The sequence below is a fragment of the Arthrobacter sp. CAN_A6 genome (assembly GCF_015751715.1).
Taxonomy (GTDB): domain Bacteria; phylum Actinomycetota; class Actinomycetes; order Actinomycetales; family Micrococcaceae; genus Arthrobacter_D.
On sequence record NZ_JADOUV010000002.1, the window covers coordinates 548,574 to 569,879 of the forward strand.

Genomic DNA, 21,306 nt, shown 5'->3' on the forward strand with positions numbered 1-21,306 from the left:
ATCGTCTTCTTCCTCATCGGATGTTGATCCAGCGAGCCACCGAGGGGACCCCCTTGTCGTCCAGGACTGTGAGCATGTACGGCCCGGGCGGCAGGAGTGCCCGGTTGGCGGGGATAGTGGCGGTCTTGGCGGCCCCGCCCGATAGTGGCAGGTCCACCAGGCGGGCGTTGGTGTCCGTCTGGTGCGTGGCCGACCCCGGACTCGTGAGTGAGGCACTCATGACGTTGCCCGTGGTGCCCAGTGCGAACGCCTGCCCGTATGTCGTGTCGGTCGGGGCTGTCTCGATGGTCGGGCGGTCGCCCTTGAACAGATACGGCGGCTCGTAGACGCTCAGCCGGCTCTCGAAGGATCCGTCGAGCGGGTTGGACCCGATGGCGACGACGCGCCCGTCGGGCAGCAGCAGTGTCGCGGAGTGGTAGTTCCTCCCGATCGGATCGGCGGCCACCTCGGCCCAGGTGTTTCTGACCGGCGAGTAGATCGCCGCGCGCTTGACATCACCGGTCCGGTTGCCCGTGGCCCCGTGACTTGCCAGGACGCTGCGGTCGGGCAGGTTGGTGAGGTTGAGGTACATGCGGCCCTCGGTCCCGGGCAGATTGGGACCAGGTGTCCAGACCGGGTTGGCCTGGTTCATGTCCACGATGTCGACCGTGTTGGTCGCGCCGCCGAAGTCCGTGCTGCCACCACCGGCGATCATGAACTTCTGGTTCTGTGCCGGGGGCAGGAGCACCGAACCTGCCTGGTCACGCAGCTGCGGCACGCGCAGGCCGGGGATGTCGCCGATCTGCGCCTTGCGCCAGTCGTAGATGAAGGACCCGGTCCCGGGCTGCGCGTCACCGAAGGTGTGGCCCCCGGTGTAGAGCATCCGGCTGTCCGCCATGAGGAACATGTGCGGGTAGGTGCCCAGGTAGCGGTTGGTCTGAGGAACCTCGGTGCGCGCGAGCCAGCGGCTCTGGGAGAAGTTGAACAGCTCGGTTGCGGTCGAGCCGCCCCCGTTCTCGTCGTAGCCACCAGCCATCCAGACGTCGCCGGTTTCCAGTTTGGTGAGGGTGGGATACCAGTGGCCCTCGATCGCGTCGTTCGTCCTGATGTAGGTATTTGTGGCCGGGTTGAAAAGGTAGGACGACTTCAGACCCTTGTACGACGCGCTCTCCGGGGTTCCCGCATAGGCATCCGTGCCGCCCTGGACGAGGATCTTCCCGTCCGGGAGCGTCACATGCCCGGAGCAGAACATGTCCTCCGGTGTGGGGACACTGGTGTAGGTGTTGGTGGTCGGATTCCAGATGTGCGTCTCGAAGGTGCCTGGGAGGAACTGGCCCTCCCAGTCATTGCCCGAGCCCGAGATCAGCAGGATGCGACCGTCGCGCAGCAGGGTGGCGTGCATCGCGCGCCCTGGCATGCTGGACGGAGTCGTCCAGCGCCCCGTGGCCGCGAGGCCGGTGGTCGGGGGCGGCGTCGCTACCCCGCCTGCCATGACAAACCGCGCGGCGGCATCACCGTAGCGCTCGTAGTGCTCCACGACAACGGTGTGAGCCCCGGCAGCCACGCTACGGGTGGCCATGTAAGTCGACGGACCCTGGTCTTTCCAGGCGTCGATGATGGTTACCCCATCCAATTTCACGCGCAGGCCGTCGTCACTGGTGATGGTGAAGGTCTGGTCGCCGGCGGGGAGGTCGACCGTCCGGGTCCACCGGGTCGAGTCGTTCGTCCCATCCAGCCCCGCTCCGGCCCCGGTTGCACCGGGCCAGGAGAAGTTGATCTCGGCGTCGCATCGAGTCAGGGCGGGAGCGCCACTCAGGTCGATGTTGTTGAAGTATTCGCCGGTGAAGCCGGTGCACGCATCGGGCGCGGGCGTCGGTGGCGGTGACGGGACGGTGCTGCCTGACGCGGGAGACGCCACCGTGGCACCGACCTTGGCGTTGGCGATGAGCCAGGTGCGCGACTCGCCGTGGCCGGATAGCACGAAGCCGCCCTCAGGGATTGCCAGACCCGGCGCGCCGGTCGCCTGACGATCGTTGAAGACCGTGACCTTGCCTCCAACGACGGCCGCCTCGGCACCCCACTGATTGGCAGGAGAGGCGGTCTGGTTCGCGGTCCTGGTGTAGCGGACCAGGGAGCCCGCCGCGCGGTAGCTGTTGGTGCCGTTGATCGGTCGGGACTGGCCGTTGACGGTGGCCGTCGAATCGTTGACCGTCGTCGGCGGGGGTAGCGGTGGCGCAGTACTCCCGCCCGGGACCGTCACCGTGATCGGTGGCGTGCGACCGGCAGGCCCTCCGGATGTGCGAGTCCACTCCTCGTCCAGGACATGGGACTCGATCTTGTACGTGCCGGTGGTCGGCAGGGTGTAGGTCCTGGTGCCGGGGTGCTCGTAATCACCGTCGCGGGTAGTCACCGTGCGGTTCTCGGGCACGGTCCAGGTGCCTCGCCAGGTGCCGTTGAGCCGAGTTCCGCTCGATGGCGCGAGGGTCTCGGTCATGAGGACCTTGCCCTCGTGGTTGTTCGGGTTCTGCTGCATGAAGCTCGGGTGGTACAGCCACCACTCGACCTTGACGATGTTGCCCCGTGGGGCCTGAAGCTGACGGGCCGTGGACTCCAGGGCGACGGCTCCGGTGAGCACAGCGCCGTTCTTGGGGGAGATCAGCTGAACGTCCACGCAGGCTGTCGGGCCGACGTCGACCCAGGGGCACGGGGCCGCGTTGGCCGGCGTGGGCAACGCCGACGGCACGACCAGAACCCCCAGGCTCAGTGCGGCAGCGAACGCGACTGCTCGCTTTTGACGGGTGTTCATTCTGTCTCTTTCTTGGTGAAGACGAGCCACATGTCGGTCTCCGTGTGTTCGCGAGCGGGCATGGTTGCGGTGACCTCGTAGTACGCGCTGTTCCGGAGGGCCTGAAGCAGTACGGCCTGTCCTGCGTCCTGGTCGGGCGCCCCAGTGCTGGCAGAGCGGAGGATGACGGACTGGAACCGTTGATCCTCCACGGCCACCCTGATGGCTTCCTCCCCCTGGGGATAGAGGGAGAAGGTCGTTTCCCAGGTGATCTCGGGGCGGTCGCGCAGGTGGTACTTCAGGGGATCCGTCGCCGAGGAGATGTAGATCCCCGGCGCGGAGTCCTCCTCGATTGCCTTAAGGACGGGCTGGACGCTGACCCAGGAGTTGTACATGGCGTCGGAGCGGGAAACCCCGAGCAGCAGGGCCGTCAATAGCAGCACGGTCACCGGGAGTAGCTTCCATGTGCGCCTAGACAGCTGCGCCAGGGCGTAGCCGGCCAGGGGAGCCAGGAAGAGCGCGGAGTACGCCATGTGCTTGTCGAAGGAGACGCCCTCGCCAAGGATCAGTTGCGCGGCGGGCAGCGCCATGCCCCCGCCGAGTAGCCCCAGTCCCAGCACGGCGTGACCCCGCCCCCGCCGGGCCAGCAGCAGTACTCCGACCAGTGCGAGGAGAAGGAGGATGCCGATGTCGAGCACCAGCCACGCCACCAATTCGCCCGTGGAGTGCGGGCTGAGCGCAATTCGATCGGCCGTGGTGAACGCGATGCCTGCGGCGATCTGATCTGACCAGGCCAGCCAGGCGGCACCAGGGATCGCCGCCGCGATGACGCCGGCCAGCACTGCGCGCCAGCGCGGCGAGGTCAGGAACACCACGCCGAGCACGACCGGGATGAAGATCGCGCCGGTGTACTTCATGACGGGAACGAGGCCGAGGATCGCGCCGGTGGTCACTGCTGATGCCCACCCCTTCTGAACGCCCGTCCAGAACGCGGCTGCGAGCATGGCGATGACCAGAGCGTCGAACGTGGCCAGGGCGCCCGTGAACACGACGGGGCCGGTCAGCGCGAAGGCAGTAGCGGCGAACATGCCCTCATTCCGGTACCCCAGGTCTGCCAGCGCCCGGTAGACGAAGATGGTCGCCGTCAGCACGCAGAGCAGGCTGAACCCCCTGACCAGCAGGAGCCCTCCGAGGGTATCCAGGACGGCAGCGAGCACGGGGTAGACGAACGGAACGCCGGAGAAGGAGTCGCCGTACCCCTCGACGCCGTCGCCCGTCAGCCAGTGCGTGAGGTAGTCGTGCCCTGCGTTGATGTAGAGCGCCTCATCGATGAAGGCGGTGTTGGACAGCCGCAGGCTGAGTAAGGACAGCAGGGCCAGCAGCGCGATCAGCGGGGCGCGGCCCACCCAGCGCGGCGTGCTCTCGACCTGGAGCTTGGGCGGCAGGGCCTGGGTGACGGCCTCGTTCCAGGCCGGGCGACGGTACGCGTCGACCGGGTGGGTAAGGGTGTCGGTCATGTGAGCTCCCTCCTCGGCGGCAGTGTGGTGTCGCGCTCGTGCTTGGGCAGGATGCGGCGGATGGCGATCCCGAGGATCACCAGCGTGAGAGCCGTCAGCCCGGCGACCCCGGCCATGAAGCCGTCGTGCGTGACCTCCTCCAGGAGGCCCAGAAATGTATCCATCAGGTCAGCCACTCCTTTTCTCCGCCGCGCAGGGCAAGGCGAAGCGCCTTCCAGTACGCGACCGACTGGTACGTCTCGTAGACCCACAGCGGGATGATGAGAGTGGCGTAGATCCGCGCTTTCCATCCTGCGTTCCAGGTGGCGACCAGCTGGTCGAGCATGAACACCGGGATGATGAGCAGCCAGAACGGGTGGAACGCCACCGTCTCGAACGTCAGGGCGTAGGCCCAGGTCACCAGCATCAGCAGCGGGATGATGGTGCGGAAGTAGGTCCACGTCTGTATGGCCCAGGCCTTGCGGGTGTGTTCAACGAATCCATACGTGAACAGGGTCTCCAGCGTCCCCCGCTGCCAACGCAGTCGCTGGACCATCCAGTCGTGCCATGTCGGCATCACGTCGGTGTCAACGATGCAGTCGATAGCGCACCGTGGGTCGTAGCCCACCCGCTTCAGAGCCACGGTGAGCTCGTAGTCCTCCGTGAGTGAGGACTCGTCGTAGACCATCCCCTTCGCTCCTGGGATGACACTGCTGCCTCGCATCTCGGCCACTCTGCGTAGCGCTTCGACGGTGAAGATGGTGGCTGCGCCCGACAGCACATGGATGCGTCCGGCACGGCGGTGGACCGAGCGCAGGCCCTGGGTGTACTCGATCTTCTGCAGCAGGGCCACGCGTGACGGGTGGTCAGCGGCGACGTAGGAGCCACTGATCCCACCCCGCAGCGGCCAGTGCTCGAAGTAGGCCATGCCGGCAGCCACGAAGTCGTGGTTCAGACGGCTGTCAGCATCCATCATCAGCACGACGTCGTGAGGCCGGAGAGCGGGGAGGATCCTGGCGAGTCCCTGATTGAGCGCTCCAGCCTTCTTGGCGGTGTTGTCCCAGGTTTCCAGGACCTCCACACCCATCGCTCTGGCGATGTCCACCGTGCCATCGGTGCAGTTGTCCGCCGCCACGAGGATGTGGTCGGGAGCCTGGGTCTGGCGACGCAGGCTGTCGATCGTCTGTGCGATCCCGATCTCTTCGTTGTGCGCAGGGATGAGTGCGATCACTCGCGCAGGCGACCGGGGCTCCTCGACCGCTTGCGCGAGCGGCCTCTGGCGGAGGTCGTTGCTCAGTTGCACGACGGACCTCCGTGCTGGAGGCCGGCGTAGCAGCACACCTTGGGCCGCTCCTGCGGCTCGGGCTGAGACTGCTCCTGCGGCTCGGGAACCGGCAGCGCAGCGGGCGCATCTCTGGTGGAAGTCATGACTGCTGCTCCTCCTGGAGTGGATTACAAGCACGTGGCTGGTGGAGCGGCGGATGCGGTGAATGGTCAGCAGCGTTGGAATCGCCGTCACTTTTGGCTCGTGCTCCTGCCGTGACGGCCCGTCGGTCGGTTCTGAAGCGTTGACGAAGTTTGATTGAGACCTCCTTGAAGCTGGTGGATCTGGGTGCCCTGCCAAGCCCGTTTAACCATGGGAGTAAGCCACGGCATCAGGAGGGACGTGACTACGGCCACTCGGATGTGTGGGTTGCCAGTGCTCAGATTTGGACTGCGTCTGTCCACATGCGAAGGCGCTTCAGGGCCGCCCGATCGGTGATCAGAAAGGGGGTGACTGCGCCTCGAATTTGCGTACAGTACAAAGCATGGTTCGGCTGTCAGCCATGGGCACGAGTAACCGGTACTGGAATCTTCGGCGGAACCTACTGGGACTGCCCTCGGGCGGCTTGACTTCTGACTTGTGAGCATGTACAAGCGATGCAGTGCCCGAGGGGCTGGGAGGCGGACGCGATTGCTGGAGCAGGAGGGCGAGATCCTGCGTCGTGCAGCGGCCATTTCCACCCGAGAGCTACTCCCCGTCGAGGATCCGGCCAGAGGCGATCCCGCAACGGCAGAGGTGACGAGCAGGGCGGTCGCAACACACAGCTCCAACCTCTTGGGCCTTCGGACCTCAGAGGGCTCCGGCACCTGAAGGGTGTCAAGAGGGCAAAACAAAACCCCGCACTGCCAGCGGCGAGACTGGAAGTACGGGGTTTCGCAGTGCACCCCTCGGGACTTGAACCCGAAACCCATTGATTAAGAGTCAATTGCTCTGCCAATTGAGCTAGAGGTGCTTGGCATTTTTCCTGCGATTCGCGGCTGACTTGGTCATCCGCAACAGCAAGAAACTCTACCAGCATCGCGCCGGAAAGCCGAAATCGCACCGCTCAGTCGAGCGCTGCCCGAAGAATCCGCGCACCGCCGTCGTTTTCGTTCGTGGCGACGAGCAAGCCGCCGTCGGGCCCTTCCGCGACATCCCTCAGGCGTCCGAACTCGCCGTCGAAATGGCTGACGGGCCTGCCGGCCTCCCCGCCGGCGAGCGGCACCTGCCACAACCGCTGCCCGCGCAAGCCGCCGATGTAGGCCATGTCATCGATGATCGTCATGCCGCTCGGGGACGAGGTCGCGGTGGAAGGCCACACCACCTGGGCATCAACGACCCCGTCCCTGCCCGGCGCGCCCGTCACCTCCGGCCAGCCGTAGTTGCTGCCCGGAACCACCAGGTTGAGTTCGTCGTCGACGTCGGGCCCGAATTCCGTGGCCCACAACCGTTCCTCGGAGTCCCAGGCGAGCCCCTGCACGTTGCGGTGGCCCAGACTGTAGATCGGGGACCCGGGGGTGGGATTGTCGGTGGGCACGCTTCCGTCCGGCGCCAGTCGAAGCACCTTCCCGCCCAGGCTGTCCGGGTCCTGGGCGTTGCGGCCGTTGCCGGCGTCTCCCGTGCCGATGTACAGCCGGCCGTCGGGGCCGAAAGCGATCCTGCCGCCGTTGTGGATGTTTCCCTTCGGAATGCCGGTCAGGACGTCCTCGGGCTCACCCAGCGCATCGTCCTCGTACGCCATCCGCACCACGCGGTTATCATCGGCGGAGGTGTAGTACGCGTACACCACCGGGTTGTCGCTGAAATCGCCGGCGACGGCGAGCCCGAGCAGGCCGCCCTCGCCGGAGGCATCAGCGGCGTCGGGCAGTGCGCCGACGACGGTGGTCTCACCGGCCGCCGCCCGCGTGACTTCACCGGTCTCCCGGTCGGAGAACAGGAGCGCCCCGTCCGGAAGGACGGCGATGGACCAGGGCACGCCGAGCCCTGTCACTTCATCGCCGTCGTAGGCCACCGCGGGCAGGACGGCGGGATCCGCGGACGACGGGACATCTTCGCCCGAGGCGGTTCCGGGAGCTTGCGCCGACGCAGAAGCGGCAGGTCCGGCCGAAGCGGCTGGTGCCGTCGACACGCCCGATTCGGGTGCAGCCGATCCCTGGAAGATCGGTTCAGCGCTGGATCCACCGGAGCAGCCGGCGAGGAGGCCGAGGAGCACGAAGAGCCCACCCACGCGGACGCCGGGAGGAACGCTTTCGCCAAGCATGGTTCCGACCCTACGGGCAGCCTTCCGGAGAGTCCAGAAGTCCGTTACCCGGGGAGAACGTTCCCGATCGGGGAGAGCGGCACGCCGTCCCGGCTTCCTCCAACTAGGCTTGGCGCATGCAGCACCGCCTCCGGCCATCGAGCCGCCCCGTCGCCACGCTCACCGTTCCTACCATCGAATTGCGGGACGCGCTCGTCGACTCCAGTCCGAACATCGACGTCGTCCATTGGGATCTGGGCTCCGAACCCGAGGGTACGGCGCGCGGCACCATCGACGCCGTCGTCCTTCCCTACGGGGGCGGCGCTGATCCGGGACCGGCGCTGGCCAGCGTGCCGCACCTGAAACTGGTGCAGACCCAGTCCACCGGTTACGACGGCGTGCCGGCGCTCGTGTCCTCCGATACTGCGATCGCCACTGCGGCAGGCGTGCATGCCGCAGCCACTGCCGAGCTTGCCGTCGGGCTTGCCATCGCCTCGCTGCGGGGCATCGACGTCGCCGTCCGCAACCAGCAGCGGGGCGTCTGGGAGTCCCGCCGGTATGCCGGACTCGCGGACCGCCGCGTTCTGCTCGTCGGGGTCGGTGGCATCGGCGTCGAGATCCAGCGGCGCCTCGAGCCGTTCGAGGTGGTCCTGACGAGGGTGGGAAGTACGGCGCGCGACGACGCCTCCGGGCATGTCCACGCCTCATCGGAACTCGCTGCCCTGGCGCCGCACCACGACGTCATCATCGTGATCACCCCGCTCAGCGACGCCACGCGCGGCCTGATCAGCCGGAAGGTCCTCGCCGCCATGCCGGACGGCGCACTGCTCGTCAACGTGGCTCGGGGAGCCGTGGTCGATACCGACGCACTGACCCGGGAGGTGGCAGCAGGGCGGCTGCGGGCCGCGGTCGACGTCGTCGACCCCGAACCGCTGCCGGCGGACCATCCCCTGTGGAAGCAGGAGGGGGCGATCATCACCCCGCACGTCGGGGGCAACACCGGCGCTTTCTGGCCACGGATCGTTCGGCTGCTCGACCGGCAGATACGGCTGCTGGGGGAGGGCGGGGCGCCCGTCAACCTGGTGCAGGCCGGTCCGTGGGCCGAAAACTGATCACAGCCGCCGGGCGGATCACAGCCGAAGACTGATCGCGGCCGCCGGCTGATCGGCGCCGCTGGCTGATCACAGCTGGCTGAACGGCTCCATCCGGGGCCGATGAACCTGGGCCGATGCACCTAGGCCATCGCGATGAACGCCTCCATGAAGGCGTCGAAGTCGATCACGTCCTCATCCTGTTCGAGCACGAGTGCGTTACCCGGCCCGACGTCGAGCGTGGGTTGCGGACGGACCCGGAACCGGAAGATGCGGCCGGTGCTCGTGCCCACCTCGTAGCTGCCGTCATTCCACTGCAGCGCGTGCGCAAGGTTGGTCATATTGACCTCGACCGGGATTCCGGCTCCGGAGACGCTTGCCACGTCGACGGGCGCCATCATGATCTCGGCCGGCTGCCAGCGGTAGCCGAGCACATAGGAACCCACAGCGTTGAGGGGAGGCCGAAGCTCGCCTTCCTCCCGCTCATGCGATGCGAACACCAGGTTGTAGTCACCGTAATTGGGGATCTGCGTGTCGAAGACGCGCCGCAGGGCGTTCTTCAGGCCACGTTCTCCGTGCAGTTGTTCGAATCGGCCGCCGGCCTCGTCGGAAGTCATATCACGCCATCAAGGTAGGGATACCAGCAGGTTCGCATGAAGTGCTGGGCGCACAGCCGGTGGCCACCTCAAGTGCCGGCCCCCGGATTTCCACTGTACCGCCCGGGCTCTTTCGACCCTTTCCAACGAGTAACAGCGGGGTCATAGAGCACGGCGGGGAGCGCCTGTGGGCCTAGACTTTGACCCATGAGCGTGGAAACAACTCCTGACATCAAACCGAGAAGCCGCATCGTCACGGACGGCATCCATGCGGCGCCCGCACGCGGCATGCTTCGTGCTGTGGGAATGGGCGACGACGACTTCGCCAAGCCGCAGGTCGGCGTCGCGAGCTCCTGGAACGAGATCACGCCCTGCAACCTGTCCCTCAACCGCCTGGCGGAGGGCGCGAAGGAAGGTGTCCGTGCGGCCGGTGGTTTCCCCATGCAGTTCGGCACCATCTCCGTCTCCGACGGCATCTCGATGGGTCACGAGGGCATGCACTTCTCGCTCGTCTCACGGGAGGTCATCGCCGACTCCGTGGAGACGGTCATGCAGGCCGAGCGCATCGACGGGTCCGTGCTCCTCGCCGGCTGTGACAAGTCGCTGCCCGGCATGCTGATGGCTGCCGCACGCCTCGACCTCTCCTCCGTCTTCCTGTACGCGGGCACCATCATGCCGGGCTTCGCAAAGCTCGAGGACGGCACGGAGAAGGAAGTCACCCTCATCGACGCCTTCGAGGCGGTGGGTGCCTGCGCCGCCGGCACGATGAGCCTCAAGGACCTCGACAGCATCGAACGCGCCGTCTGTCCCGGGGAGGGTGCATGCGGCGGTATGTACACCGCCAACACCATGGCCTGCATCGGCGAGGCCCTCGGGATGTCACTGCCCGGGTCCGCCGCACCTCCCTCGGTCGATCGCCGACGCGACGCGTTCGCGCAGAAGTCCGGCGAGGCCGTCGTGAACCTGCTTCGCCTCGGCATCACGGCACGCGACATCATGACGAAGAAGGCCTTCGAGAACGCCATCGCGGTCACCATGGCCTTCGGCGGTTCGACGAACGCCGTGCTGCACCTGCTGGCGATCGCCCGCGAGGCCGAGGTGGAACTCACGCTCGACGACTTCAGCCGCATCGGTGACACGATCCCGCACCTGGGCGACCTCAAGCCGTTCGGGCGCTATGTGATGTTCGACGTCGACAAGGTGGGTGGGGTGCCGGTGATCATGAAGGCACTGCTCGACGCCGGGCTGCTGCACGGCGACTGCCTGACCGTCACCGGCAAGACGCTCGCGGAGAACCTCGCGGACATCAACCCGCCGGACCTCGACGGCAAGATCCTCCGCGCACTCGACAACCCGCTGCACAAGACCGGCGGCATCACGATCCTGCATGGCTCGTTGGCGCCCGAGGGTGCCGTGGTCAAGAGCGCCGGTTTCGATGCCGACGTCTTCGAAGGCACCGCGCGCGTCTTCGAGCGTGAGAACGGTGCCCTCGAGGCGCTCGACGCCGGGCGCATCCACGCCGGCGACGTCGTCGTGATCCGCTACGAGGGACCGAAGGGCGGGCCGGGCATGCGCGAGATGCTCGCGATCACCGGCGCCATCAAGGGTGCGGGCCTCGGCAAGGATGTACTCCTGCTGACCGACGGACGCTTCTCGGGCGGCACCACGGGCCTGTGCATCGGACACGTCGCGCCCGAGGCGGTCGACGGTGGTCCCATCGCGTTCGTGCGCGACGGCGACCGCATCCGGGTCGACATCGCGGCCAAGAGCTTCGACCTGCTCGTCGACGAGGCCGAGCTGGAGGAGCGCAGGGTGGGCTGGGAGCCGCTCCCCGCCCGGTACACCAAGGGCGTGCTCGCGAAGTACGCCAAGCTCGTCCACTCGGCGTCGACCGGTGCCTACTGCGGGTAGCGGCCGGAACGTCGGATGCTCGGGTTAATGTCCACTAACTGGACTCCCTGTCCAGTATGTGAGATGGGCAGGGAGGCAGTTGACACCCTTTCCCGGGTGCGTGGAAACTACAGGTATGCAGCTTGTATCCGTAGTCGTCGTCCTTACCCAGCGCGTGGCCTAAAGCCCGACCGGTCGACTTTACGTCACGCGCAACCCCTCACAGAGCCTCACCGGGCTGAGGGGTTTTTTTGTTGGAACCGGCAGAAGCGCAGTGTCCAGGAAGTTCGTGCAGTACCGTTCCAAAGGAAGTTACCGATGTCCAAGGGATCGCCCATCAGCCCTGCGCTGATGGCAGCAAGACCAGCCGCACCAGCCGCACCGTCGGCACCCTCCGGCAGGGATGCAGCGCAGCCTGCAGTCCCGGCGAGCGCGGTCCGCGGACCGAACAAGGTCGTGGGCCCCATCCAGATGCTCGGATCGGCGGCGATCGTCCGCTCCCTCGAAGAGCTCGGCGTCGACGACATCTTCGGGCTTCCGGGCGGAGCCATCCTGCCGACCTACGATCCGCTGATGGCGTCCACCAAGCTGCGCCACATCCTCGTCCGGCATGAACAGGGTGCCGGCCACGCAGCCCAGGGCTACGCAATGGTGACCGGTAAACCCGGCGTTTGCATCGTGACCTCGGGCCCGGGGGCCACGAACCTCGTGACGGCGATCGCCGACGCGCACATGGACTCGGTTCCCATGGTCGTCATCACCGGACAGGTGTCCAGCGCCTTCATCGGTTCGGATGCGTTCCAGGAAGCCGACATCGTGGGCATCACCATGCCCATCACCAAGCACTCCTACCTGGTCACCAACCCCGTCGACATCCCCCGGGTCCTTGCAGAGGCCTTCCATATCGCTTCCACCGGTCGCCCCGGCCCAGTGCTGGTCGATATCGCCAAGGACGCCCAGCAGGGTTCGATGACCTTCTCCTGGCCGCCGAAAGTGGAACTCCAGGGGTACCGGCCGGTGCTGCGCGGACACTCCAAGCAGGTCCGCGAGGCGGCACGGCTGATCGCCGAATCGACCCGGCCCGTCTTCTATGTGGGTGGCGGCGTCATGAAGGCCCATGCCGCAGCGGAACTGAAGGAACTCGCCGAGCTCGTCGGCGCCCCAGTGGTCACCACACTGATGGCCCGCGGCGTCTTCCCTGATTCGCACCACCAGCACGTGGGCATGCCGGGTATGCACGGAGCGGTCTCCGCCGTGACCGCGCTCCAGCAGGCCGACCTCCTCATCACGCTCGGGGCCCGGTTCGATGACCGCGTCACCGGCGTCCTCTCAAGCTTCGCGCCGGGGGCGAAGGTCATCCACGCGGACATCGATCCCGCGGAAATCTCGAAGAACCGCACCGCGGACGTCCCGATCGTCGGCTCCGTCAAGGAGATCATCCCGGAACTGACCCAGGCGGTGCGGGACCAGCATGCTGCCGGGGATGCTCCGGACATCACCGCGTGGTGGAACACCCTGAATCACCTTCGGAAAACCTATCCCATGGGCTTCGTCCAGCCCGACGACGGCCTTTCAGCACCCCAGCAGGTCATCAAGCGGATCGGTGAGATCACCGGACCCGAAGGTGTCTACGTCGCTGGAGTCGGACAGCACCAGATGTGGGCTGCCCAGTTCATCCAGTACGAGCGCCCCGACTCCTGGCTCAACTCGGGAGGGCTCGGCACCATGGGCTACTCGGTGCCCGCGGCCATGGGCGCGAAGGTCGGAAACCCGGACCGAGTGGTCTGGGCCATCGACGGCGACGGCTGCTTCCAGATGACCAACCAGGAACTCGCCACCTGCGTCATCAACAACATTCCCATCAAGGTGGCGGTCATCAACAATTCCTCGCTCGGAATGGTTCGGCAGTGGCAGACCCTGTTCTACGAGGGCCGCTACTCCAACACCGACCTCAACACCGGCCACGACACCGCGCGGGTCCCCGACTTCGTCAAGCTCGCGGATGCCTACGGCTGTGCGGGTCTGCGCTGTGAGCGCGACGAGGACATCGACGCCACCATCCGGCAGGCCCTCGAGATCAACGACCGCCCCGTCGTCGTCGACTTCGTGGTGAGCCGCGACTCGATGGTCTGGCCGATGGTGCCCTCCGGCGTCAGCAACGACCTCATCCAGATTGCCCGGAACATGACCCCGCAGTGGGAGCAGGAGGACTAACCATGGCCCGTCATACGCTTTCCGTCCTTGTCGAAGACGTTCCGGGCGTCCTGACGCGCGTCGCGAGCCTCTTCGCCCGCCGTGCGTTCAACATCAACTCCCTCGCCGTCGGCCCCACGGAGATTGCGGGCATGTCCCGGATCACCGTGGTGGTCGAGGCCGAGGGCGACCTCCTCGAGCAGGTCACCAAGCAGCTCAACAAGCTCATCAACGTTCTCAAGATCGTTGAGCTGACTCCCGAGACATCGGTGCAGCGTGACCACATCCTGGTCAAGGTCCGTGCTGATGCCGCAACCCGGCTGCAGGTGACCCAGGCGGCCGACCTGTTCCGAGCGTCGGTGGTCGACGTCTCCACCGACTCGCTCATCATCGAGGCCACCGGAACGCCGGAGAAGCTCAGCGCCCTGCTGTCCGTCCTCGAGCCGTTCGGCGTCCGCGAGATCGTCCAATCGGGCACCCTCGCGATCGGCCGTGGCGCGAAGTCGATGAGCGACCGCGCCCTGCGCACCGCCTGAGCCCGCCCGAGCCCGCCGCGCGAGCTGTTCGAACCGTAACCATTTCCAGCACCATCCACCTAGAGGAGAAACACCCGTGACCGAGATGTTCTATGACGACGATGCAGACCTTTCCATCATCCAGGCACGCACCGTCGCCGTCATCGGCTATGGCAGCCAGGGCCACGCCCACGCGCTCAGCCTCCGCGATTCCGGCGTCGACGTGCGCGTGGGCCTGAAGGAGGGCTCGGCGTCGCGCGCCAAGGCCGAAGCGGAGGGGCTTCGCGTCCTTTCGGTCGCCGAGGCAACCGCGGAAGCCGACCTCATCATGGTGCTCACCCCGGACCAGGTCCAGCGCCACGTCTACAAGGAGGACATCGCGCCGAACCTGCAGGCCGGTGACGCCCTGTTCTTCGGGCACGGCTTCAACGTCCGCTACGGCTACATCCAGGCACCGGCCGACGTCGACGTCGCCCTGGTCGCACCCAAGGGTCCGGGCCACATCGTCCGCCGCGAATTCGAGGCCGGGCGCGGCGTCCCCGACCTGATCGCGGTCGAGCAGAACCCGTCCGGAAAGGCGAGGGAGCTCGCGCTCTCCTACGCGAAGGCCATCGGTGGAACCCGCGCCGGCGTGATCGAGACCACCTTCACCGAAGAGACCGAAACCGACCTCTTCGGCGAGCAGGCAGTGCTGTGCGGCGGCGCCTCGCAGCTCATCCAGTACGGCTTCGAGACGCTCACCGAGGCAGGCTACAAGCCCGAGGTCGCCTACTTCGAGGTACTCCACGAGCTCAAGCTGATCGTCGACCTGATGGTCGAGGGCGGCATCGCCAAGCAGCGCTGGAGCGTCTCCGACACCGCCGAGTACGGCGACTACGTGTCGGGTCCCCGCGTCATCGACCCGTCGGTGAAGGAGAACATGAAAGCCGTCCTCGCCGACATCCAGAACGGCGCCTTCGCCAAGCGCTTCATCGACGACCAGGATGCCGGTGCTCCCGAGTTCACAGCCCTGCGCAAGAAGGGTGAGGACCACCCGATCGAGAGCACCGGGCGCGAACTGCGCAAGCTGTTCTCCTGGATCAAGACGAATGACGACTACACCGAAGGCTCGGTAGCCCGCTAGCACCACCAGCCATCACCGACAGGGCGCGCCGGACGGTGCGCCCTGTCAGGGTGTATCACCCGTTTTCATCCCACCAGCTGCAAGGATCTTTCTTTCGTGAACCCAAAACCTGTTGTCCTGCTCGCCGAGGAACTTTCACCTGCCACCGTCGAGGCGCTCGGACCGGACTTCGATATCCGCAGCACGGACGGGGCGGACCGCTCCAGCCTGCTCGCAGCCCTCGCCGACGTCGACGCCGTGCTGGTGCGCTCAGCCACGCGGATGGACGCCGAGGCCATCGCAGCGGCGCCGAAGCTGAAGGTCATCGCGCGTGCCGGAGTCGGCCTCGACAACGTCGATATCAAGGCCGCCACGAGCGCCGGCGTCATGGTGGTCAACGCGCCGACGTCGAACATCATCTCGGCAGCTGAGCTGACGGTGGGTCACATTCTCAGCCTTGCGCGGAACATCCCGCAGGCCAGCGGTGCGTTGAAGGCGGGGGAGTGGAAGCGGTCGAAGTACTCGGGAATCGAGCTGTACGAGAAGAAGATCGGCATCATCGGCCTCGGCCGCATCGGCGCACTTGTCGCCGAGCGCATGCAGGGCTTCGGTACCGAAATCCTCGCGTACGACCCGTACATCACCTCCGCCCGGGCGCAGCAGCTGAACGTGCGGCTCGTGAGCCTCGATGAACTCCTGAGGGAATCCGACTTCGTCACCATCCACATGCCGAAAACCCCGGAAACCCTGGGCATGCTCGGAAGCGCGGCCTTCGAGAAGATGAAGACGACGGCGTACGTGGTCAACGTGGCGCGCGGCGGTCTCGTGGATGAAGCAGCCCTGCACACCGCGTTGGCCGAAGGACGGATTGCAGGGGCCGGCATCGACGTGTTCGTCTCCGAGCCGAGCACCGACCTCCCGTTCTTCGCCCTCGACAATGTGGTGGTGACACCCCATCTCGGGGCGTCCACCGACGAGGCACAGGAAAAGGCCGGCATCTCAGTGGCGAAATCGGTGCGGCTCGCCCTGGCGGGTGAACTGGTGCCCGACGCCGTCAACGTGGCGGGCGGGGTGATCGATCCGAAGGTGCGTCCCGGCATCCCGCTGATGGAGAAGCTGGGTCGTATCTTCACCGCCCTGACCCACGACTCGCTCACCTCGGTCGAGATCGAGGTGGCAGGTGAGATCGCCTCGCTCGACGTGAAGGCGCTCGAGCTGGCGGCACTCAAGGGGGTCTTCACCGACGTCGTCTCGGAGCAGGTGTCCTATGTCAACGCGCCGCTGCTGGCGGAGCAGCGTGGCATCAGCACGCGGCTCATCACCACCTCCGAGTCGGAGGAGTACCGGAACGTGCTCCGGCTGCGGGGGGCGCTGTCCGACGGCACGCAGATCTCGGTGGCCGGCACCCTCACGGGCCCGAAGCAGATCGAAAAGCTCGTGGGCGTCAACGGTTACGACCTCGAAATCCCTATCAGCGAGCACCTCCTGGTGATCCTGTACGCCGACCGCCCCGGCGTGATCGGGACGCTCGGCCGCCTCCTCGGTGAACGGAACATCAACATCGCCGGAATGCAGGTGGCCCGGAACAACGAGGGCGGGCAGGCGCTGTCCCTCCTCACCGTCGACAGTTCGGTGCCGCAGGATGTGCTCGACGCCATCCGGACCGAAATCGGCGCGAGCGTGGCCCGCGAAGTAGATCTGCACGACTAGGTCCGAAAGGACGGCGATGGCAATTCACCAGCTCGAGGTGCGCCCCGGCACCGTCACCCAAATCTTCTCCCGCGATACGCCGGCAGTGCTGGCAGTGGATCCCGGCGACACGGTGGTGGTGCAGTCCCTCGATGCCTCCGGTCACCTGGAGCCTCAGTCCTTCCCCGGTGAGGTGCGTCCGCTGATGTTCACCGACCGGCGGGGCCACTGCCTCACCGGTCCCATCGAGGTGCGGGGGGCGCAGCCGGGGGACATGCTCTCCGTCTCCTTCGAGGCGCTCACACCCGGTGATTGGGGCTTCACCGTGGCAGGGCGGCGCGACGACGCCTTCACGCGGTCGCTGGGAGTCGCAGGCGGTGAGCCCGGATGGCTCCTGTGGGAGCTGGACCGGGAGCGGAGAACCGGGACGAACCAGTTCGGCCACACCGTTCAACTGAGGCCCTTCCTCGGCGTCGTCGGCATGCCGCAGCCCGAAGCCGGGGAGTTCTCCACCACTCCTCCCCGCGCCGCGGGCGGCGGAAACATCGACTGCCGGGAGCTGGTGGCCGGCTCTACGCTGTTCCTCCCCGTGACGGTTCCCGGAGCCCTCCTCAGCGTGGGCGACGGCCACGCGGCACAGGGCGACGGCGAGGTGGGCGGCACCGCCATCGAATGTCCGATGACCTCCCGGCTCGTCCTCGGCCTCGAGCCGGACCCGCCCCTCCAGGCGATCCACGCCGTGACGCCCGGGGCCCGCATCACCTTCGGCTTCAATGCCGATCTCAACGCGGCAACCGCCGAGGCGCTCGGTGCGATGCTCACCTGGCTGCAGGCACTGCTGGGCCTGTCGCGGACGCACGCCCTGGCCCTCGCAAGTTCAGTGGTGGACCTCCGCATCACCCAGATCGCCAACGAGACCTGGGGAGTGCACGCGGTCCTCGCCGATGACGCCGTCGTTCGGAACAGCTGACGCCGGCGGGCAACAATCGGCGATGCCCGCCTGGACAGGGTAATTTCGTAGGGTGACTTCCTCAGGCGCCAAGCCCCCCTTCTACATCACGACCGCCATCTCCTACCCCAACGGCGTGCCGCACATCGGCCATGCCTACGAGGCGATCGCCACTGACACCATGGCCCGCTTCAAGCGCCTCGACGGGTATGACGTCCTGTTCCTCACCGGCACCGACGAGCACGGCCTGAAGATGCAGCAGACGGCTGACCGGGAGGGCGTCCCCGTGCGCGAGCTCGCCACCCGCAACGCGCGGTCCTTCCAGACCATGAACGACGTCGTCGGTTCCTCCTACAGCCGGTTCATCCGCACCACCGACGCGGACCACTATGCTGCCGCAACGGAGATCTGGCGCCGGATGGAAGCCTCCGGCGACATCTACCTCGACAAGTACTCCGGCTGGTACTCGGTACGCGACGAAGCGTTCTGGGTCGAGGACGATACCGAGGTCCGCGCCGACGGCCTCCGGTACGCCACGGAGACCGACACCGAAGTCACCTGGACGGAGGAGGAGAGCTACTTCTTCCGGTTGTCCGCCTACCAGGACAAGCTCCTCGCCCTGTACGAGGAGCAGCCGGAGTTCGGTGCGCCGCAGTCCCGTTTCAACGAGGTCATCAGCTTCGTGAAGCGCGGGCTCGAGGACCTTTCCATCAGCCGCACCACCTTCGACTGGGGTGTGCCGGTACCGGGCAACGAGCGCCACGTCATGTACGTCTGGGTCGATGCCCTCACCAACTACCTGACCGGGGCCGGGTTTCCGGACACCGAGTCCGAGGCGTTTCGGAAGTACTGGCCCGCCGACGTCCACGTGATCGGCAAGGACATCTCACGCTTCCATGCCATCTACTGGCCGGCCTTCCTGATGTCCGCGCGGCTCGAACTGCCCAGGCGCATCATGATCCACGGGCACCTGCACAACAAGGGCGTCAAGATGTCCAAGTCGCTCGGCAACACCGTAGCGCCCCAGGACTGGGTAGACCAGTACGGTCTCGACCAGGTCCGGTTCTTCCTCCTGCGCGAGGTGCCATTCGGCGCGGACGGCTCCTACAACCACGACGCCGTCGTGGGCCGGATGGATGCGGACCTCGCGAACAATTACGGCAACCTCGCCCAGCGATCCCTCTCCATGGTTGCGAAGAATTGCGGGGCCAAGGCTCCCCGACCGGGCGCGCTGGACGCCGCCGACACCGCGATCCTTGCCCAGGCGGCCGCCCTGCTGGAAATCTGCAGGGCGGCGTTCGAGAAGCAGGAATTCTCCAGGGCTTTGGAGGCCGTGTGGAAGGTGCTCGGAGACACCAATGCCTATTTCGCCGACCAGCAGCCCTGGGTCCTGCGCAAAACCGATCCGGCACGGATGGAGACGGTGCTGTACGTCACCCTTGAAATCCTCCGCATCGTCTCGATCCTGGCCCAGCCGGTGATGCCCGGCAGTGCAGCACAGCTCCTGACCGCGTTGGGCCAGGGAACGGCGGACGACGACGCCCTGCGCACCTTCGCGGCGATCGGAACTCCGCTGGTGCCCGGAACCGAACTGCCCGCGCCTGTTCCGGTCTTCCCCAAGTACGCGGGGGAGCCCGAGGCCGGCTGAGGATACTTCCGCCGGCGTGGATCACGGGCCCGAGGGGCGCTTCAGCCTTTGAGGAACCGGTCCGCAGCGGTGCTGCTGATCACCTCGGCGATTCGCGACTGCTGTTCGCGGGCTTCTTCAAGGAGCTCCTGCAGCTTCTCGTCGCTGAATTCAAGTCCGTCCGCCGCGGGATCGATGGAACGGAGGGCGATCAGCGTCTCCCAGAGGGACTCCTTGCCGCGGAGCAGTGACAGCAGCGACTCCAACTCCAGCTGTGCGCCGGTGCTGGTCTTCCGGCGCCAGGGATTGACGGGATTCACCTCGGCGAGCCTCGCCATGCCGTGGGCAACGAGCATCTTGACCCGTCCCGGCCGGTGCCCGGACCGCTCGATCACGCGCCGAAGCTGTCGGCGCTCCTCGGCGATGTCTTTCTCGAGACCCGCGATGACTCGGCCGTGCTGCGTGTCGGCCCACGAGCGTGAAGCCGCCTCGAACAGCCGGACACCGTTCGTCGCGCCGAAAAGGTGCATGTCGAGGTAGGAGTTCAACGTCTCCCGATCAGTGCGCCCTGCAGTACCGTCAGCAGGTTCGGATCCCTGTTTCATTCCTGGTTCTCCCTCGATGATGCGTCGATGTTCTGCTGCGCTACGCTAGCCGACTGCACGGACACGGTGCCACCGCCACAAAGAGTTATCCACTAGCTGAGACGGTTTGTCCAGCAAGCGGACGTTTCCCTAATCTTGGGGAATGAGGAAATCAACGTTCCAGGGCTCCGGCACCGCCATCGACCTCGCAGTCATTCCGGGGGACGGCATCGGCCCGGAAGTAACAGCGGAGGCGCTCAAGGTACTCCGGGCGGTCACGGCCGGGGACGTGGAGGTGGCGCTGACGCACTACGACCTCGGTGCCGAACATTGGCTCGCCACGGGGGAGACGCTCCCCGATGAGACCCTGGCGAAGCTTCGGCAGCACGACGCCATCCTCTTCGGTGCCGTCGGTGCTGCTCCAGGAGATACCCGCATCCCCTCCGGCCTCATCGAGCGGGAAATGCTGCTGAAACTGCGCTTCTCGCTTGATCACTATGTGAACCTGCGGCCTTCCCGGCTCTATCCCGGCGTAGCCAGCACGCTCGCCGATCCCGGCGAGATCGACTTCCTCGTGGTGCGCGAGGGCACCGAGGGGCCCTATGTTGGCAATGGTGGAACGCTGCGCGGCGGCACCGTCCACGAGATCGCCACCGAGGTTTCCCTCAACACCGCGCACGGTGTGGAGCGAGTGGTCCGGGATGCGTTCCGGAGGGCCAGCGGACGGCCCCGCAAAAAGCTCACCCTGGTGCACAAGCACAACGTCCTCGTTTACGCGGGCCACCTGTGGAAGCGGACCGTCGAAGCGGTTGCCGAGGAGTTTCCCGACGTCGCCCATGACTACCTGCACGTCGATGCCGCCATGATCTTCCTCGTGAGCGAACCGGCCCGGTTCGACGTCATCGTCACGGACAATCTCTTCGGTGACATCATCACGGACCTGGCAGCGGCGGTGACCGGGGGCATCGGGCTGGCTGCTTCCGGCAACCTCAACATGGACCGCACAGCGCCGTCCATGTTCGAGCCCGTTCACGGGTCCGCGCCGGACATCGCCGGGCAGCAGAAAGCAGACCCCACTGCCGCTATCCTTTCTGCCGCACTGCTGCTGCGGCACCTCGGACACGGGGACGCCGCTGCGCGGGTGGAAGAGGCTGTCGAGAAGGACATTGCCGGTCGCGACGGACGCACCCGGAGCACAGCCGCGGTAGGCGATGCTATTGCCGCCGCTGTGTCCTAAGCTGGTGAGTGATCACTAACCGAAAGTTTGC

The 21,306-nt window shown here is 66.4% G+C and carries 17 protein-coding genes and 1 tRNA gene; 9 read left to right on the forward strand and 9 right to left on the reverse strand.

Annotation, left to right across the window (positions count from 1 at the left end; genetic code table 11):
* Positions 1 to 13 precede the first annotated feature (13 nt).
* From IWX75_RS05970 to IWX75_RS05995, 7 genes are all read right to left on the reverse strand, one after another.
* Complete coding sequence (locus tag IWX75_RS05970) at positions 14 to 2,785, reverse strand: galactose oxidase-like domain-containing protein (protein WP_196821298.1); 2,772 nt, start codon at positions 2,783 to 2,785, stop codon at positions 14 to 16.
* Positions 2,782 to 4,281: an ArnT family glycosyltransferase gene (locus tag IWX75_RS05975; RefSeq protein ID WP_196821299.1), complete on the reverse strand. Its 1,500-nt coding sequence runs from the start codon at positions 4,279 to 4,281 to the stop codon at positions 2,782 to 2,784. The genes IWX75_RS05970 and IWX75_RS05975 overlap by 4 nt, the downstream gene beginning before the upstream one ends.
* Complete coding sequence (locus IWX75_RS05980; RefSeq protein ID WP_196821300.1) at positions 4,278 to 4,445, reverse strand: hypothetical protein; 168 nt, start codon at positions 4,443 to 4,445, stop codon at positions 4,278 to 4,280. The genes IWX75_RS05975 and IWX75_RS05980 overlap by 4 nt, the downstream gene beginning before the upstream one ends.
* The gene (locus IWX75_RS05985) at positions 4,445 to 5,563 is read right to left on the reverse strand and encodes a glycosyltransferase (RefSeq protein WP_196821301.1); all 1,119 of its coding nucleotides are present in this window, start codon (positions 5,561 to 5,563) and stop codon (positions 4,445 to 4,447) included. The genes IWX75_RS05980 and IWX75_RS05985 overlap by 1 nt, the downstream gene beginning before the upstream one ends.
* Complete coding sequence (locus tag IWX75_RS17645) at positions 5,554 to 5,688, reverse strand: hypothetical protein (protein WP_334684137.1); 135 nt, start codon at positions 5,686 to 5,688, stop codon at positions 5,554 to 5,556. The genes IWX75_RS05985 and IWX75_RS17645 overlap by 10 nt, the downstream gene beginning before the upstream one ends.
* A 775-nt stretch (positions 5,689 to 6,463) precedes the next feature.
* A tRNA-Lys gene (locus IWX75_RS05990) sits at positions 6,464 to 6,536 on the reverse strand.
* Positions 6,537 to 6,629: 93 nt separating this feature from the next.
* Positions 6,630 to 7,823: a PQQ-dependent sugar dehydrogenase gene (locus IWX75_RS05995; RefSeq protein ID WP_196821302.1), complete on the reverse strand. Its 1,194-nt coding sequence runs from the start codon at positions 7,821 to 7,823 to the stop codon at positions 6,630 to 6,632.
* A gap of 116 nt (positions 7,824 to 7,939) precedes the next feature.
* On the opposite strand from IWX75_RS05995, the gene IWX75_RS06000 reads away from it, so the two are divergent.
* Positions 7,940 to 8,914, forward strand: coding sequence for a 2-hydroxyacid dehydrogenase (locus IWX75_RS06000; RefSeq protein WP_196821303.1), 975 nt, complete (start codon positions 7,940 to 7,942; stop codon positions 8,912 to 8,914).
* A gap of 122 nt (positions 8,915 to 9,036) precedes the next feature.
* On the opposite strand, the gene IWX75_RS06005 is transcribed toward IWX75_RS06000, so the two are convergent.
* A complete protein-coding gene (locus IWX75_RS06005) occupies positions 9,037 to 9,510 on the reverse strand; it encodes a hypothetical protein (RefSeq protein WP_196821304.1) in 474 nt (157 codons plus the stop codon).
* Positions 9,511 to 9,696: 186 nt separating this feature from the next.
* Between IWX75_RS06005 and ilvD the strand changes: the two genes are divergently transcribed.
* The 7 genes from ilvD to metG all read left to right on the forward strand — a co-directional run bounded on the left by ilvD (position 9,697) and on the right by metG (position 19,475).
* Positions 9,697 to 11,400, forward strand: a complete 1,704-nt coding sequence (gene ilvD / locus IWX75_RS06010; RefSeq protein WP_196821305.1) for a dihydroxy-acid dehydratase — start codon at positions 9,697 to 9,699, stop codon at positions 11,398 to 11,400.
* 297 nt (positions 11,401 to 11,697) lie between these two features.
* Positions 11,698 to 13,593, forward strand: coding sequence for an acetolactate synthase large subunit (locus IWX75_RS06015; RefSeq protein WP_196821306.1), 1,896 nt, complete (start codon positions 11,698 to 11,700; stop codon positions 13,591 to 13,593).
* A gap of 2 nt (positions 13,594 to 13,595) precedes the next feature.
* On the forward strand, positions 13,596 to 14,108 hold the full coding sequence (ilvN, locus tag IWX75_RS06020; protein ID WP_196821307.1) for an acetolactate synthase small subunit: 513 nt from the start codon (positions 13,596 to 13,598) through the stop codon (positions 14,106 to 14,108).
* Positions 14,109 to 14,184: 76 nt separating this feature from the next.
* A complete protein-coding gene (ilvC, locus tag IWX75_RS06025) occupies positions 14,185 to 15,210 on the forward strand; it encodes a ketol-acid reductoisomerase (protein WP_196821308.1) in 1,026 nt (341 codons plus the stop codon).
* Between the two features lie 96 nt (positions 15,211 to 15,306).
* Complete coding sequence (gene serA, locus IWX75_RS06030; RefSeq protein ID WP_196821309.1) at positions 15,307 to 16,899, forward strand: phosphoglycerate dehydrogenase; 1,593 nt, start codon at positions 15,307 to 15,309, stop codon at positions 16,897 to 16,899.
* Positions 16,900 to 16,915: 16 nt separating this feature from the next.
* A complete protein-coding gene (locus tag IWX75_RS06035; protein WP_196821310.1) occupies positions 16,916 to 17,848 on the forward strand; it encodes an acetamidase/formamidase family protein in 933 nt (310 codons plus the stop codon).
* Positions 17,849 to 17,900: 52 nt separating this feature from the next.
* Positions 17,901 to 19,475, forward strand: coding sequence for a methionine--tRNA ligase (gene metG, locus IWX75_RS06040; RefSeq protein WP_196821311.1), 1,575 nt, complete (start codon positions 17,901 to 17,903; stop codon positions 19,473 to 19,475).
* 41 nt (positions 19,476 to 19,516) lie between these two features.
* On the opposite strand, the gene IWX75_RS06045 is transcribed toward metG, so the two are convergent.
* Positions 19,517 to 20,059 carry a hypothetical protein gene (locus IWX75_RS06045; RefSeq protein ID WP_196821312.1) on the reverse strand — a complete coding sequence of 181 codons (543 nt, stop codon included), beginning with the start codon at positions 20,057 to 20,059 and terminating at the stop codon, positions 19,517 to 19,519.
* Between the two features lie 142 nt (positions 20,060 to 20,201).
* Here IWX75_RS06045 and IWX75_RS06050 point away from each other — a divergent pair, with 142 nt between their 5' ends.
* The gene (locus IWX75_RS06050) at positions 20,202 to 21,275 is read left to right on the forward strand and encodes a 3-isopropylmalate dehydrogenase (RefSeq protein ID WP_196821313.1); all 1,074 of its coding nucleotides are present in this window, start codon (positions 20,202 to 20,204) and stop codon (positions 21,273 to 21,275) included.
* The last annotated feature ends 31 nt before the right edge of the window (positions 21,276 to 21,306 follow it).

What these genes read in the sequence shown, in the direction of transcription:
- IWX75_RS05975 (WP_196821299.1), bottom strand. Translation starts at nt 4,281, where the DNA reads ATGACCGACACCCTTACCCACCCGGTCGACGCGTACCGTCGCCCGGCC.
- IWX75_RS17645 (WP_334684137.1), bottom strand. Translation starts at nt 5,688, where the DNA reads ATGACTTCCACCAGAGATGCGCCCGCTGCGCTGCCGGTTCCCGAGCCG.
- IWX75_RS06050 (WP_196821313.1), top strand. Translation starts at nt 20,202, where the DNA reads ATGAGGAAATCAACGTTCCAGGGCTCCGGCACCGCCATCGACCTCGCA.
- IWX75_RS05980 (WP_196821300.1), bottom strand. Translation starts at nt 4,445, where the DNA reads ATGGATACATTTCTGGGCCTCCTGGAGGAGGTCACGCACGACGGCTTC.
- ilvN (WP_196821307.1), top strand. Translation starts at nt 13,596, where the DNA reads ATGGCCCGTCATACGCTTTCCGTCCTTGTCGAAGACGTTCCGGGCGTC.
- IWX75_RS06015 (WP_196821306.1), top strand. Translation starts at nt 11,698, where the DNA reads ATGTCCAAGGGATCGCCCATCAGCCCTGCGCTGATGGCAGCAAGACCA.
- IWX75_RS06005 (WP_196821304.1), bottom strand. Translation starts at nt 9,510, where the DNA reads ATGACTTCCGACGAGGCCGGCGGCCGATTCGAACAACTGCACGGAGAA.
- IWX75_RS05970 (WP_196821298.1), bottom strand. Translation starts at nt 2,785, where the DNA reads ATGAACACCCGTCAAAAGCGAGCAGTCGCGTTCGCTGCCGCACTGAGC.
- ilvD (WP_196821305.1), top strand. Translation starts at nt 9,697, where the DNA reads ATGAGCGTGGAAACAACTCCTGACATCAAACCGAGAAGCCGCATCGTC.
- IWX75_RS05995 (WP_196821302.1), bottom strand. Translation starts at nt 7,823, where the DNA reads ATGCTTGGCGAAAGCGTTCCTCCCGGCGTCCGCGTGGGTGGGCTCTTC.
- IWX75_RS06045 (WP_196821312.1), bottom strand. Translation starts at nt 20,059, where the DNA reads ATGAAACAGGGATCCGAACCTGCTGACGGTACTGCAGGGCGCACTGAT.
- IWX75_RS06035 (WP_196821310.1), top strand. Translation starts at nt 16,916, where the DNA reads ATGGCAATTCACCAGCTCGAGGTGCGCCCCGGCACCGTCACCCAAATC.
- IWX75_RS06000 (WP_196821303.1), top strand. Translation starts at nt 7,940, where the DNA reads ATGCAGCACCGCCTCCGGCCATCGAGCCGCCCCGTCGCCACGCTCACC.